The 14,837-nt window shown below is 42.7% G+C and carries 16 protein-coding genes; 1 reads left to right on the forward strand and 15 read right to left on the reverse strand.

Features of this window, described 5'->3' with window-relative positions; all coding sequences use genetic code 11:
* From ACO06Y_RS04735 to ACO06Y_RS04805, 15 genes are all read right to left on the reverse strand, one after another.
* Nucleotides 1-933, reverse strand: coding sequence for a tetratricopeptide repeat protein (locus tag ACO06Y_RS04735; protein WP_422082683.1), 933 nt, complete (start codon nucleotides 931-933; stop codon nucleotides 1-3).
* A 96-nt stretch (nucleotides 934-1,029) separates the two neighbouring features.
* A complete protein-coding gene (gene dut / locus ACO06Y_RS04740; protein ID WP_422082684.1) occupies nucleotides 1,030-1,464 on the reverse strand; it encodes a dUTP diphosphatase in 435 nt (144 codons plus the stop codon).
* Complete coding sequence (locus ACO06Y_RS04745; protein WP_422082685.1) at nucleotides 1,461-2,921, reverse strand: lipopolysaccharide biosynthesis protein; 1,461 nt, start codon at nucleotides 2,919-2,921, stop codon at nucleotides 1,461-1,463. The genes dut and ACO06Y_RS04745 overlap by 4 nt, the downstream gene beginning before the upstream one ends.
* 80 nt (nucleotides 2,922-3,001) lie before the next feature.
* The gene (locus ACO06Y_RS04750; protein WP_422082686.1) at nucleotides 3,002-3,484 is read right to left on the reverse strand and encodes a hypothetical protein; all 483 of its coding nucleotides are present in this window, start codon (nucleotides 3,482-3,484) and stop codon (nucleotides 3,002-3,004) included.
* Nucleotides 3,485-3,962: 478 nt separating this feature from the next.
* Nucleotides 3,963-4,823, reverse strand: coding sequence for an ATP synthase F1 subunit gamma (gene atpG, locus ACO06Y_RS04755; protein ID WP_422082687.1), 861 nt, complete (start codon nucleotides 4,821-4,823; stop codon nucleotides 3,963-3,965).
* 88 nt (nucleotides 4,824-4,911) lie between these two features.
* Entirely contained in the window at nucleotides 4,912-6,492 is a 1,581-nt protein-coding gene (atpA, locus tag ACO06Y_RS04760) for a F0F1 ATP synthase subunit alpha (RefSeq protein ID WP_422082688.1), read from the reverse strand.
* Nucleotides 6,493-6,550: 58 nt separating this feature from the next.
* Nucleotides 6,551-7,090: an ATP synthase F1 subunit delta gene (gene atpH / locus ACO06Y_RS04765; protein ID WP_422082689.1), complete on the reverse strand. Its 540-nt coding sequence runs from the start codon at nucleotides 7,088-7,090 to the stop codon at nucleotides 6,551-6,553.
* A 6-nt stretch (nucleotides 7,091-7,096) separates the two neighbouring features.
* The gene (locus tag ACO06Y_RS04770; RefSeq protein WP_422082690.1) at nucleotides 7,097-7,597 is read right to left on the reverse strand and encodes a F0F1 ATP synthase subunit B; all 501 of its coding nucleotides are present in this window, start codon (nucleotides 7,595-7,597) and stop codon (nucleotides 7,097-7,099) included.
* A gap of 78 nt (nucleotides 7,598-7,675) precedes the next feature.
* Nucleotides 7,676-7,867, reverse strand: coding sequence for an ATP synthase F0 subunit C (gene atpE, locus ACO06Y_RS04775; protein ID WP_299533765.1), 192 nt, complete (start codon nucleotides 7,865-7,867; stop codon nucleotides 7,676-7,678).
* Nucleotides 7,868-7,937: 70 nt separating this feature from the next.
* Nucleotides 7,938-9,074 carry a F0F1 ATP synthase subunit A gene (gene atpB / locus ACO06Y_RS04780; protein WP_422082691.1) on the reverse strand — a complete coding sequence of 379 codons (1,137 nt, stop codon included), beginning with the start codon at nucleotides 9,072-9,074 and terminating at the stop codon, nucleotides 7,938-7,940.
* Nucleotides 9,075-9,181: 107 nt separating this feature from the next.
* Complete coding sequence (locus tag ACO06Y_RS04785; protein WP_422082692.1) at nucleotides 9,182-9,574, reverse strand: DUF6168 family protein; 393 nt, start codon at nucleotides 9,572-9,574, stop codon at nucleotides 9,182-9,184.
* Between the two features lie 2 nt (nucleotides 9,575-9,576).
* Nucleotides 9,577-9,807 (reverse strand): AtpZ/AtpI family protein, encoded by a 231-nt coding sequence (locus ACO06Y_RS04790; protein WP_422082693.1) that lies wholly within the window; start codon nucleotides 9,805-9,807, stop codon nucleotides 9,577-9,579.
* A complete protein-coding gene (locus ACO06Y_RS04795) occupies nucleotides 9,785-10,282 on the reverse strand; it encodes a bactofilin family protein (RefSeq protein WP_422082694.1) in 498 nt (165 codons plus the stop codon). Before ACO06Y_RS04795 ends, ACO06Y_RS04790 begins: the two co-directional genes overlap by 23 nt.
* Nucleotides 10,283-10,289: 7 nt before the next feature.
* Nucleotides 10,290-12,845, reverse strand: coding sequence for a tetratricopeptide repeat protein (locus ACO06Y_RS04800; RefSeq protein ID WP_422082695.1), 2,556 nt, complete (start codon nucleotides 12,843-12,845; stop codon nucleotides 10,290-10,292).
* Nucleotides 12,846-13,302: 457 nt separating this feature from the next.
* Nucleotides 13,303-14,316, reverse strand: a complete 1,014-nt coding sequence (locus tag ACO06Y_RS04805) for a GlxA family transcriptional regulator (protein ID WP_422082696.1) — start codon at nucleotides 14,314-14,316, stop codon at nucleotides 13,303-13,305.
* A gap of 112 nt (nucleotides 14,317-14,428) precedes the next feature.
* Here ACO06Y_RS04805 and ACO06Y_RS04810 point away from each other — a divergent pair, with 112 nt between their 5' ends.
* A complete protein-coding gene (locus tag ACO06Y_RS04810; RefSeq protein WP_422082697.1) occupies nucleotides 14,429-14,821 on the forward strand; it encodes a hypothetical protein in 393 nt (130 codons plus the stop codon).
* The last annotated feature ends 16 nt before the right edge of the window (nucleotides 14,822-14,837 follow it).

Raw genomic sequence — 14,837 nt, forward strand, 5'->3', positions numbered from 1 at the left:
CTAAAATCCGGGTTTTATCTTACGAAGATACATATTTGCTTTAGAAGTATCTTTCAAAGCGGTATATGCGGTAACCAGCTCTTCATAGAACTTATTTGCCAAAACAGCATCATCCAAAATATAGTCCAATGCAGATTCCAATTCCTCGGCGGCCCGCGTATGTTCCCCCTTTTTGTTTAAGGCATGGGCAAGGGCATAATAAAAATAGGGTTGCAAGGGATAACTTTCCAAAGCCTCCTTTGCCATCTCCTCAAGAGACAACGTGTCCTCGGATTGAATAAGGTTCTCTATTTTCGTTTTATAGTCCATCAAGGGATCTGAAACTACGGTGTTGGTAGTCTCCTTAGGTGTCTTGGCTTTATGTGATTTCTGCTTTTCGATAGAGTCCTTGAGCTTAGATCTCAATTCCTCTGAAAATGCCGATACCTGGATTTCATCCAATATTTCGAGCGCACCTTCAAAGTTCTTCTGTTTGAAATAAATCAACGCCAAATTCTCCCTTAATGCATTGTTTGCATATGGAATATTCGGTTTTATGGAATTCATGGAACTTCCCTGCTTTAGGATTATGTTCACCAAAGTATCCAAGTACCAAAGATTCTCAGGCTTTGCATTCAAAGCATCTATCCCATATTCCTCGGCCTGGGCATATTGCTTGTCGGCCAAATATACCTTGGCAAGCTCATGATCTATCACATGGGCATCGGTATCCATTTGTCTACACTCCAACAAAAGGTTAATGGCCTTGTCATAGTTTTCGATACCTTTTTGCTTTAATGCCTCAAAGAACTTTTCCTGAAAAGCATCCGAGTATTCCTCTAAAAAAACCTCGGCACTTTCCTCAACTTCTATGGGCTCTTCTTGAGCATAGACCTGGAACTGGATTAAAAGAATCCCCACAAAAATCTTCGCTATGGAAAATGTATACTTCATATATCAAACTTCTCGTTTGGGGCACATAATAAACAAAAATGATGATAGACCCTTTATTTTGGTATCATTACATTCTCAACTTGTTCAATTGGGGTATTATTTTACCCCGGTACTACCAAAACCTCCTGCCCCCCGCACGGTTTCGGACAATTCCGCAACTTCTATCCAATCCGCGCGCTCATGTTCGGCAATGACCAATTGTGCGATCCGTTCCCCATTTTCAACAGTAAAAGGGGTATCGGAAATATTTACAAGTATCACGCCGATCTCTCCCCTATAGTCCGCGTCAACTGTTCCTGGGGCATTCAATACGGTAATCCCTTTTTTGGCAGCTAATCCACTTCTTGGGCGTACTTGTGCTTCAGTCCCTACCGGAAGCTCAAGAAAAAGCCCTGTAGGTACAATGGCCCTCCCTAAAGGTTGTAACGTTATAGGTTCAGAAATATTGGCCCTTAAATCCATTCCCGCGGATGCATTTGTTTCATAATGGGGCAAGGGATGAACGGATTTGTTAATAATCTTGATTTTCATTTTTTAAAAAATATCTGTTTTAATTTATCATTTTCCATCTTGTAAATCAATCCCAAAAACAGTGCGAGTAAAATTGATCCCAAAATCAGGTTTCTATTAAAGACATAAAAAGATAATACGGAAAATAAAATGGATATTCCGAGATAGAATATAATCTTCCTGAAGTTGTAGGGAATGGGGTAATACATCCGCCCAAAAAAGAAAGACATCATCATCATAGAACCATAGGCCACCAAGGTTGCCACCGCCGATGCCGTATATCCAAAACGAGGAATAAATGCCATATTGATCACTATAGTGAGCAAGGCGCCTATCAATGATATATAAGCCCCGATCTTTGTTTTATCCGTTACCTTGTACCACACTGATAAATTGTGATAGATTCCCAGAAAAAAACTGGCCAGGACAATAAGGGGTACAATGGACATGGCTTCCCAATACGCCTCGTTACGAACAAAAATAACCTTTAACACATCCGCAAAGACAACTACGGACAATAAAATAATACTTCCTAAAACTACAAAGTAATTGGTCACCTGTGCGTACGCCTTCTGCGGATTTTCCGTTTTAAAATGATTGAAAAAGAAAGGTTCTATTCCCATACGAAAGGCGGTCGCGAACAAAGTCATGAAAAGGGCCAATTTGTAACATGCGGAATACTTTCCCACTTCGCTTTTCGCGATATCCTCAGGTAACAGCCATTCCAAAAGAATACGATCAAAGACTTCATTGATGGTAAATGCCACTCCGGCAATCATTATGGGCATGGAATACCGAATCATTTTGTGCCATAACAGCTTGTCAAAAAAGAAAGGCTGTCTCAAATAGAGATGGGACATTAGCCCAAGTGTTACGCCGCTTGCCACAAGATTGGATATGAATATGTACGAAATCTCAAAACCTTCCCGGTATAGTCCGCTAAATAGACTTTCAGGATTCCCTTGGACAATTTTAGGCAGTAACAAAAGAAAGAAAATATTCAGCCCAAAGTTCAGGGATACGTTCAAAATCTTAATAAGGGCATACCTTGTTGGCCTCTCGTTGGCCCGAAGCCATGCAAACGGAATGATGACCAAAGCATCCAAGGCAAGAATAAAAATCGCATACCGAATATATTCGACCGCTATCCCAGTAATTTGGGCCATGCTGTCCTGAAAAAGTAATGCCGCAAAAACAAAAAAACCCGTCGTTCCTAGAATGGAAAGCAACGATGTAGAGATGACCTTGTTCTTGTCCTTCTCTTGACTATAGAAGCGGAAAAAGGCTGTTTCCATACCGTAGGCCAGCAACACATTAAATATGGCGAACCATGCAAAAATAACGGAAACCTCACCGTAACCCGCGGTATTCAGAAGTGCGGTATAGAGAGGTAATAACAAAAAGGAAAGCATCCGAGGCAATACAGTGGCCAAGCCATATATTGCGGTCTGCTTAAATAGTTTTTTAAGTGGATTCAAAGAATCGATGATTAGAATTCAAAAGTACCGATTTCCCCTCTTGTATAAAAGCCTAGTTGTTGTTATGACCTTTATCACGACTACTCAATATTTCGCGAGGATAGTGAAGGATAGGACATGATAGGGTTCTGCCTAACATCCTCGATTTTGAAGTATTTGACCTCACCGCCTTCAAGATAGGTCAGAACGGCCTGTGAGTCCGTTATTTTAAAGGGTAACAAAGAGTCATCAAAAATACTTTGTCCATCGTTTGGGGGAGCCTCTACCATGGCCGTTGTCGTTTCCTGTAAAATCCCCATGGGATACTCTGCCACGGCAATCGCACCAATTTTCCGAAGCTCAATTTTCACATCGATAACTTTACCCCTGTGATAGAGCTTTTGTAAGGTAGCCCTTTTTGTATCCAAACTTCGAATGGGAATAATTACATCATACCCTACTTCCTCAAGATTCTCTTCCACAATCCATCTTTGGGCGTAAACCTGCCCCAAGCGAAAGGGCAATTCGGTCTTTGACTCCTTTTTGGACGCACATCCGGATAGGATAAAAACTACTGTAATCAAACCACAGATTGGACGTATCATGGGTATGTTGGCTACCAACCTATATATTGAGTATAGTAATCAACATATAGACATACTACAAAAAAGGGAAACCTCACAAATATAGGGTTTCCTATTTTTCTCAGTTCTTTATATGCAGAAAATTTGAATCAGTGCTTGCCCAATTGCCGGGTGCTTCCGCCCAGATGGAATTTGGCTCCGCTATCGCTCCGCCCAATTGCCGGGTGCTTCCGCCCAGATGGAATTTGGCTCCGCTATCGCTCCGCCCAATTGCCGGGTGCTTCCGCCCAGATGGAATTTGGCTCCGCTATCGCTCCGCCTAATTGCCGGGTGCTTCCGCCCAGATGGAATTTGGCTCCGCTATCGCTCCGCCTAATTGCCGGGTGCTTCCGCCCAGATGGAATTTGGCTCCGCTATCGCTCCGCCTAATTGCCGGGTGCTTCCGCCCAGATGGAATTTGGCTCCGCTATCGCTCCGCCTAATTGCTGAGTGCTTCCGCACCTCCAACAATTTCCAAAATTTCGTTGGTGATTGAGGCCTGCCTTGCTTTGTTATAGGTAAGTTTTAATTGGTCACGCAATTCCGTGGCATTATCCGTAGCCTTGTGCATAGCCGTCATACGTGCCCCGTGCTCACTGGCAAAGGAATCCCGAATTGCCTTGTACAATTGTGTTTTTAGGGATTTAGGAATCAGCTGTTCCACAATTTCCTCCTTGGAAGGCTCAAAGATGTAATCCATAACGGATGTAGCACCCTCCTGGGCAGGGACAATAGGTAAAAACTGTTCCGTGATTACGAACTGCGTAGCGGCGTTTTTGAATTTGTTATACACTAATTCTATCCTGTCGTATGAACCGCTGGTAAAGTGCTCCATAAGTTCTTCCGCAATAACGGTTACCGCATCAAACGTCAAGGTGTCGTAAACTTCGCTGTGGTTGGTAATTACATTAAACTTTTTCCCTAAGATATCATTGCCCTTCTTTCCAATGGCCATGAAGTCTACCTGCTTGTCCCCATACGTCCCATGCAATAGGGAAACACACTGCTTGATAATGTTGGAATTAAAAGCGCCACATAGGCCCCGATTAGAGGTTATGGCCACCACCAACACTTTTTGAACCTCCCTGTCGTCAGAGAACTTTCCCCCGGCATCGGCATCCAAACTTGCGCTTAAACTTTGCAAAAGGTCTGTAAGCTTATCCGCATAAGGCCGCATTTGGGTAATGGCATCCTGGGCTTTCTTCAACTTGGCAGCCGATACCATTTTCATGGCACTGGTAATCTGCATGGTCGAAGATACCGTTGCTATTCTATTACGTATTTCCTTTAAGTTCGCCATTCTTTAAGTTATGGGTTCGGAGTAATGGATTATGGGATTTTCAGTATGGCTACTACAAGCCTTACCAGCACTCCACACTTTTCCTTCTCTAGCCTCTATATTTTCCCGACAAATCCTTGGCCAAGGCCGTTAACGTATCCGTAACCTCATCGGTTAATTTACCGGCCTTGAGGGTATCCAGGACATCGCGGTGCTTTGCGTTTAAAAGTTCCAAATAATCCCTTTCAAACTCCTTTACTTTTTCAACGGGAACATCCCGTAACAAATTTTTGGAACCTACATAGATAATCGCCACCTGGTCCTCAACCGTAAATGGATCGTTCTGGGCCTGTTTCAATATTTCTACGTTTCTGCGCCCTTTTTCAATCACATTGAGGGTAGCCGCATCCAAATCGGATCCAAACTTGGCAAAAGCTTCCAGTTCGCGGAATTGGGCCTGATCCAACTTCAAGGTTCCCGCTACTTTTTTCATGGATTTTATCTGAGCCGATCCTCCCACACGGGAAACCGAAATACCTACGTTAATCGCCGGTCGCACTCCCTGATTAAAAAGGTCTTGCTCCAAGAATATCTGTCCATCCGTAATAGAAATTACATTGGTAGGAATATATGCGGATACGTCCCCTGCCTGGGTTTCTATAATCGGTAATGCCGTTAAGGAACCTCCTCCCTTTACCATTGGTTTTAGCGGTTCCGGTAAATCGTTCATATTTTGCGCAATGGCATCATCATTTATAACCTTGGCCGCGCGCTCCAACAATCTTGAGTGCAGATAAAATACATCCCCGGGATAAGCCTCACGTCCTGGTGGCCTTCTCAACAACAGGGAAACTTCCCGATACGCCACGGCCTGCTTGGAAAGGTCATCATATATAATCAGTGCTGGGCGTCCGCTATCCCTAAAATACTCTCCGATAGCAGCCCCTGCAAAAGGTGCGTACACCTGCATGGGTGCCGGATCGGAAGCATTGGCGGCCACGATAGTTGTATAGGCCAAAGCGCCTTTATCCTCCAAAGTTTTTGCTATGGCCGCAACCGTGGATGCCTTCTGTCCAATAGCTACATAGATACAATACACCGGTTCACCTGCATCATAAAACTCTTTCTGGTTGATGATGGTATCTATACAAACCGTAGTTTTACCTGTCTGGCGGTCACCAATGACCAGCTCCCTTTGCCCCCGTCCTATCGGAATCATGGCATCAACGGCCTTTACCCCTGTTTGAAGGGGCTCGTTAACCGGTTGTCGGAAAATTACCCCTGGGGCTTTTCTTTCCAAAGGCATTTCATAGAGCTCGCCGGAAATAGCGCCCTTACCGTCAATAGGTAATCCCAAGGTATCCACAACCCGGCCTACAATGCCTTCTCCCACATTAATGGAAGCAATACGCTGGGTACGTTTTACCGTAGCACCTTCCTTGATCTGCTTTGAAGGCCCTAACAATACGACCCCTACGTTGTCCTCTTCCAGGTTCAAAACAATACCTTCCAATCCACCTTCAAATTCTACCAATTCCCCGTATTGGGCATTGGAAAGCCCATATACACGAGCGATACCATCACCGACCTGCAATACGGTTCCTACCTCGTCCAAGGTAGCGGTAGCTTCAAATCCTGATAATTGCTTCTTTAATATTGCCGATACTTCTGCGGCTTTTACTCCTGCCATTTGTTCTAGATGTAAGATGTAGGACTAGGAACAAAATGTCCATGGCCCTGACTTCGTTTTATAGACTATTCGTAAATTCTCGTTTAATATTGTTCAATTTATTGGCGATACTGGCGTCATATTGTAAATCGCCTACTCGAAGGACAAATCCTCCAATAATACTTTCATCAACCGTATTCTTAAGGGTAACCTTGTTTCCGGTAATTGCCCCAAGCTGTTTCAATACCTTTTTTTCCAGTGCTTTCGTCAAAGGCACCGCCGTAGTCACATAGGCTACGTCCTCACCCTTGAGCTTTTCATTTAGAATGATATATTTGAGTGCCACTTCATTGAGCATATCGATCCGCCTATTGTCCACCAAGAGGTTCATCAAACCCTCAGTGATATGGTGACTGCCCTTAAAAACGGATAATACCGCTTTCTTCTTGGCTTCACCTTTAATTATAGGGCTGGTCAATATGTCCTTAAGCTCCTTGCTCTCGGAAATGGTCTGCGCTATCGCACGCATATCCTTTTCCAGGGCATCCGTAGCCTTGTTTTCCACTGCCAAATCCAAAATCGCCTTGGCATACCTAATGGCCGCTCTAGAATCATTCATCCCGGACTAGTTCAGTTTTATATCCCCCAACATATCGTCAACCATTTTCAATTGCTTGTCCTTGTTGGAAAGTTGTTCCTTGATTACTTTTTCGGCGATCTCAACGGACAGCTCGGCCACTTGGTTCTTGATATCGGCCACCGCCGCTTTCTTTTCACTTTCAATAGTGGCCTGGGCCTGCTTAATCATCTTATCGCCCTCTATCTTGGCCTGCTCCTTGGAATCGGCAATCATCTTGTCCTTGATTTCCCTGGCTTCCTTTAACATGGCTTCCCGTTCATTTCGCGCCTCCTGTAAAAGCTTTTCACTGTCCGCGGTTACATTTTGCATTTCCTTTTTGGCCTCTTCGGCCGCCGCCAGCGCATTCTTTATGCCTTCCTCACGGTCATTGACCGCATCCAAAATAGGCTTCCATGCATATTTGCGGAGCAATAACAACAATAGGATGAACAGTAGGGTCAACCAAACGAACAATCCCAGTGAAAACTCATTTATCAATTTCTCCATACCCTTTTTTTAAAGCAATTTTTAAACGTAAAGCTCAGGCCGTAACCAACCGTCACGGCCTTCGCAACATTTGTAGATTTACACTGCAAACAATGCAGCAAAACCAATACCTTCAATAAGCGCCGCCGCAATCAACATTGCTGTTTGAATTTTTCCATAAGCTTCGGGCTGACGGGCAATGGCCTCCATGGCAGATCCACCGATCCTACCGATACCAAGACCAACACCGATAACCACCAAACCTGCGCCTACCATAATTGGAATTTCCATAATCTATCTAGTTTAAAAATTAAAAATTCAATTTAAAGCCCCAGTTCATACAGGAGCTATGTACTACTATTTATAGATGCGCCAACTCCGGCTCATCTTCATGCTCGTGATGATCATGTTCCTCGGAGGCAAAGCCAAAATACAAGGCCGACAACATGGTGAAAATATACGCCTGGAGCAAGGCCACAAGAACCTCGATCAATGAAATGGCAAACGCCAAGGCGAACGATAACGGACTGCCCAACCAACTTTTGAAAAGGAACATTAGCCCGATTAAGCTCATTAAAACGATATGGCCCGCCTGCATATTGGCATACAAACGAATCAAAAGTGAAAAGGGCTTAATGATCAATCCCAATAATTCTATGGGTACCAATATGATATACAAGGGTATTTTTGCATACCAAGGCATGGTATCCCCCAAAGGGTCGAACAAGTGCTTCCAATAGTCCTTTGTTCCCGTAAAATTCGTAATCAAGAAGGTCAACAAGGCCAATCCAAAAGTGATGGCGATGTTCCCGGTGACATTGATTCCCAAGGGGGTTAAGCCAAATATGTTCAGGAACCATATAAAAAAGAATATGGTCAAGAGAAAGGGCATATACTTTTTATAGTGTTTCTCCCCAATGTTGGGCCTTGCGATATCATCCCTTATATACAGTACTATAGGTTCAAAGAAGCGACCTGCTCCCTTGGGAATCCCTCCATTTTTGGCATATGACCTTGCCAAGCTGGTAAACAGCCAAAACATCAAAAGGCCCGTGATAAAAATCATGACCACGTTCTTAGTAATGGAAAAGTCCAAGGGCCTTATGTTGGTAGGATGTTCTTCCTCATCGTAATCAATGGTTCCCTGAGCATCGGTCCTATATATTTTGCCGTGGTAAAGCCTATAGTAGTTTCCACTTACTTCGGCAAGTTCCTCACCATGATGAAATTTGGAGGACGAAAATACCTTAAGCCCATTATCCCACAAAATAACAGGCAATGGGAGTCCTACATATACATGTTCGCCATTGTCCTTAGTATAGGAGAACAATGAAAAATCGTGGGAATCCAGTAAGTGATGTTGAATGTATTCCTTAATCTCGGTCTTAAGGTCTTTCTGCGGTTCATCCGAGTGTTGCTCCTTGTCTTTTCCGAACATGTTGGCACTTAATAAAAGCACCATTGCCAAAAGAAAATTTGCAAAGTATGTCTTTTGCATAAAGCTCTAAAGTATCGGTCCCTAAAAATCGGTGCAAATGTAAGGCATTCCATTAAAAAGAAAAAAGCTTTTGAGCGTTTATTTCGGAGTGCCGTAAGAAAAGAAAATCAAGACATTTTTTGAAGCATTTTGGCCGTAAAAACAGTTTCCATAATCAAACAAATCACATAGGGGACAAAGAAAGCGGCAAACTCCAATTTATCCATATCCCCATCGGTCTTATAGGGCGGGTAAAAGACAATGAAGAAAACGATGAATTTTAAAAAACTGCCGGCCATAAAAAGAAAACCAATACTATTCTTTAGCTTTTTTCGAAATACATAAAGAAGAATGAATATTGCCGCGGCCAAAAGACCATTGATACTATAGGACCAAACCAACATATTGCCGTAAGGAGGAAATCCCCCCTTTTTTAGTAAGGCTACATGTGCAAAAAAAATAAGTCCCAATACTGCTATTAGGACTATAAGAAATTGAACTATTGGATTGGTTCTGGACATACTCAATATTCGATTCGTTTTAATTGCCGCAAAACTACCCATATTGAAACGGCCACACCAAAAATTGTGGTTATTGCCGTAAAAATTCTTTTTTCGGTTCCATAATGCTGATCCAGCCAAATACCTCCTTTGGCCGCCAAAAAAATAATGGCCCCCATTTGAAAGGCAATACCTGAAAGTACCGCTATGTTCCTTAAACTGTTTTTCTTCTTAGGAAGCTTTTGCCCGCTCATTGCTTGTGCTGGAACTACCTACTGCAGACTTATAACCGTTGGAGGAGGCAGCACTACTTGTACTGGAACTGCTACTGCTGGAACTAGGACTACTGCTACTACTTAGGGATCCGCTCTTTCCCTTCATACTACATGAGGCATTGAACGCAGCTCCAGGCTCAACGGCCAATTTGGATACGGAAACCGTTCCTTCTATCACCGCAGAGGACTTTAACGAAAGCAAATCGGAAACAAGAAGTTCCCCATTGAAGCTTCCCTCAATATCGGCATTCACACATTCTACTTTTCCTTTAATGAGGCCGTCCTTTCCAATGACCACTTTTCCGGATGTCTTTACATTTCCATCCAATTTACCATCGATTCTAAAGTCTGCTTCGGAAACGATGTCTCCTTTGATCCTGGTGTTTTTTTCGATTCTGTTGGGTTGTCCGCTGATTTCATTCATAGTTCTAGGTTTTTTGTTGTCTGAAAACATTGTTGTTCTATGGTTTTGGGGTTAACAATTTATTTCTATATTCCTCTACATTTTTATGTACTTGAAGGATTTTATAGTTGGAAGATAAAATTACAAAATTCTCATTATCAACCTTATAATCCTTGTTAATATTTAGCAATTCCACATAGCCCAAGGCAAAATCCTTGGATTTAAAGCCATGTACCACTACAAACTGGTCTTCCAGATTGTATACGTCCTTGGAAACGATATTCCTATATTTCAAATCCTTGATCGATTTCTTTAGCTTCTCCAATAGTTTTTGGGCCGCTTCTTCATTTTTCCTTTTGAAGGGAAAAACAACCTTCCAATTTCCGGTTCCGGAGGATCCTGTTTCCGAGGAAAATTCCTTGGGTTCCAGTTTGGGCAATTGTTCGGCTACCATTTGTTCCGCCTTTTTGCCCTCTGGATTGTTGGGATAGGTAAGGGCTACATAGTTCAGGGCTTCCTTAAAGGGTTCAAATCCTTGTAGCCTACCTATGGCATTGGCTTTGAGCATTTCAAATTTTGGAACTATGGGATCTCCGGTATATCTACTGATATTTTCTTCGGCCCCGGTAATCACTTTTAGGAATTCTTGATTTTGGTATTGTTTATACAAGGCCGCGTAGCGGGCATCCGGGCTATCCGAACTCCCGGTTAAAATGGCCTGTGGATTCAACAAAATCTCTGCATATCTAGAATCCCCATGGTTTTGGATAATATTCTGTTTCATCTCGGCCGCGAGGGTACTCCCTTCCTCCTCATAAATCTTGTACAAATTGTATTTTGAAGGAAGAATCAACCTTTCCTCAGGATTCGATCTTAAAACGTCCTCCAATTTTCCTGCGGCCAATAGATTCTCTTTAAACTTTTCCTTGTAAATAAGGCCCAATTGGTAATTGGCAAAGTTCCTCTCCTTGCCAAGGCTATCTATCACGGAAACATCCTTGGGAATCCGCTCCATGTAGAAATCAAAATCGTATTTTTCATCCCCGATGGGCTCATCGGAAATCGCGGTACCATCCGCCAACAATTCCCCGGTGGCCTCGGATGGCAAGGCCCTGCTCTTGTTACTCCAGCGCCAGTCATCCTCCAATTGGCGATTCCCCCATTTGGTGGTAAAATCGTTCTTGCCGTAGCCCAGGCTTGTTATATTGTAAAAATAGAACTTCCCTTTGTTTTCCTTACCGCCCTTGCTTTTAATAAAGGAGGCAAAACCAGCCGTTATCCGTTCCTCTTCTTTTTTGGCGGTTTCTTCCTCTGCTTTTTTAATCTCGGCAATATAATCTTCAAAATAGGCAATCTGTTCATCCTTGGACATCTTATACAGGGTAATGACACTATCCGCATACTGCACTACGTCCTCATAGGTGATAACATCTTCCAAATTGTCCAGCTTCTTTTTAATGGAACGGTACTTCTTGGTGTTTTCCTTTAGGTTGGTCAGGACACTATCATAATAGGCCCCGGCTACTTTATAATTATTGCCATCAAAATTATATTCTGCAAGGTTTTCATAATTGAGTGCGTTCAACTTGGGTTCGTTTTGTGTGGCGCGAAGGGATTTGTTGAAGTATACCAGAGCGAGGCTATCGGAACCCCGATCCAAATGAAATTCGGCGACCTGCCTATAAATCTTGTCCAGAAATGGTCTGTTTTCCCTATTCTCCTCCAAATCGGTTAGGTACTCCAGAAGCTCCTCCTCGTTTTCCGGATTGATTTCTATATTTCGAATTTTCTGGATTTCAGCGTTGATCATATAGACCCTCGGCGACTTTCTGTTCAAGTCTATGACCTTGTCAAATGCGTAATTGGCGCTGTCCTTATGGCCTAATTGATTGTACAACTGTCCAATAATATAGTAGTAGCGCCCTTTCTCAGGATTTTTTTTGGTATAGTAGGATGCTATCTTTAATTGTTGGATTGCCGTATCCGGTGCATTAAGATTAATGTAGGCTTGGGCCATCATTGCCCTGGCATCGGCATAGTCCTGATCTTTAAGCTCCTCTAATTTCATTAGACGTTTGAGGTTCTTTATGGCCAGCTCCTCGTTTTCCAGGCGAATATTGACTTTTTCCCGCCAAATATGGGCTTCGTTCAGCTTATCGCTGTAGGTATATTTTTTAATGACATAGTTGAACGCCTCCAAGGCCGGGATATAGCGCTGGTCAAAATAACGCGCCTTTCCCAATAGAAGGAAGGCTTCGTCCGTTTGTGGATTGCGCTCTTCATCCTTAATGTCCATGCTGTGCTTCTGAATCGCCTTGGTAGCCTTATCCTCTGCTATGATAAAGTTGGGATTGTTGTCCTCGGAATCCAGTTTTATGTCATCGGTAACTTCCAAACGCTCAATGGGGAGAATTTCCCAGTAATCATCCTTGTAACTTGCATTGAGCTCCTCCCTACCTTGTTCGAACGCAATATTGCCATTGTATAGCACATTGTATTTTGTATTGAGTGCATGCCAATTGCGATTGACGAACGCATCTTTTTTGGTAGAGCACGCGCTAAAAACCAGGCCCCCCAATGATATAAAAAGAATACCCTTAAGATGAAGTTTCATCTGCTCAAGTTAATATTTGCTATTGGTCAGAGGTAACTCGCCATCGCCCCCTATCGGAAGGTTGTAATTCAATGTATATGGCTCGTTTCAAAATTCCGATTGTACTTACATAAGGTTAACTTAAAAACAACGGGATTATTATGTAGTTGGTCGATAAAAAGTAAAAAAGAAAGGGGTTGGCCCAGGTTTGTAAATCCTCTATGCCTAACGAGAAAAACCAAAGGTACACCTCAGCATGTAAAAGAAAGCGTGAATTGTACAGACCATATGGTCCGTACCCTCGGTGAGTATGTGTTGAATAAGTTAATAAATGAACCGTTGAAGGATAATCTATTGTAGAACATCGAAGGAAAACACATTCCCGATATCATAGCCAAATCCAGAACGAACCAGGTAGTCTTTTTTTTTAAAATGTTCCCCATAAAAGATTTTAAGCTCCATTTGCCCAATATCGCCATTACCACGCAGAAGGACTACTGAAATCGGAGAAGCTTCTGTTGTATTTATTCTTGTACGCCACAGGGGAAAGCCCTACATACTTTTTGAAGATAGTCCGAAAGGCTTTTTGATCGGCATACCCTACTTGATACATGACCTCGTTCACATTGTCCTGGGTAGATTCAAAACTTCGTTTGGCCCACTCCATCTTAACCCGTTGAATATACTCTAAAGGAGTATTTTGCGTAGCTTTTTTAAATCGACGTACGAAGTTACGCCTGCTAATGGCATATTTTTTAGCTAAATCCTCGACCGAGATTTTCTCCGCCACATTGCCCTCAATATATTTTTGGGCTTGTCGTATGGCTTCATCCTCATGATCTTTTTGCGCTTGAAATATGGCAAATTGGTTTTGGTTTTCCCGATCAAAATCGATTTCGAAAAATTTGGAGATGTAAATGGCGGGGCCTCGGCCACAATATTTTTCGATCAAGTGAAGCATCAGGTTCAAAAAGGAAAACGCCCCTCCGCTGGTATAAATCCCATCTTCGTCCGTTACCACTTTATTTGAGACCAAATTTACTTGTGGATACATTTTCCTGAACAGTTCCATCCCCGCCCAATGGGTAGCGCATTGCTTACCATCGACCAACCCAGTCCTTGCCAGTACAAAAGCGCCCATACACATACTGGCCACTTCGGCTTGGTGTTTGTTGCGCTGTTCCAATATCCAAGACACAAAACCTTGATTTTGATCCAGATCTTCATTCAATTTGTCCGGTCTTAACGCGGGAATCAAAATCAAATCCGTTCTTTTTATATCATCTATCGTACTGTCGCAATGGATACTGAACAATCCATTGTACAGCGATAGGTCTTTTTCGAGACCGACCAGATGCACCTCAAAAAAATCATCTCCCCGGACACCGGTCTGTCTCAAAAACTGATTGGTGGCCAACAATACCTTGAACGTTCCTATTACATTGCTCAAAATAGCATTGCCCTTTGGCACCAATATACTTACATGTTTCATATGTTATTTTTTAGGGATTTCCCCGGTTCGGTAATTCCTTGTTAAAATTTAATCCGTATCAAGGGTCATTCTTTTTTTACCGATTACAATTCTATAAATGTAATGATACTACTTGGCACAAACAACCCTTAAAAGTGGCGGATTTTACCTCATCGGCATATCCATTGCTTTTGTAGCTTTGATTCCCATGGAGCTGGAAAAATTCGAGGAAATCAGGACTCGGGTCTGTGCCAAATATGCAGATGTGACCGAAGGTAAAATGATGAGTTCCCCCGCAATTCATTATAAGAAAAAGGTATTCGCCTTTTTATCGAGAAAAAATAAAATGGTGTTCAAATTCGGAAAGGATTATCCTATCCACCATCTCGATGTTCAAATGCAGGAATTCAGCCCCTTTAAAACCAAGAAACCTTTGACAGGGTGGTATGAGGTAGATTTCGATGAAAATCAAAAGTGGGAGGATCTTACCGAGATAGCCCTAGAGTTACTAAAAGAAAAAAGTTGATGCCATAAATTATTTG

The organism is Ulvibacterium sp., from assembly GCF_965228935.1.
GTDB lineage: Bacteria > Bacteroidota > Bacteroidia > Flavobacteriales > Flavobacteriaceae > Ulvibacterium.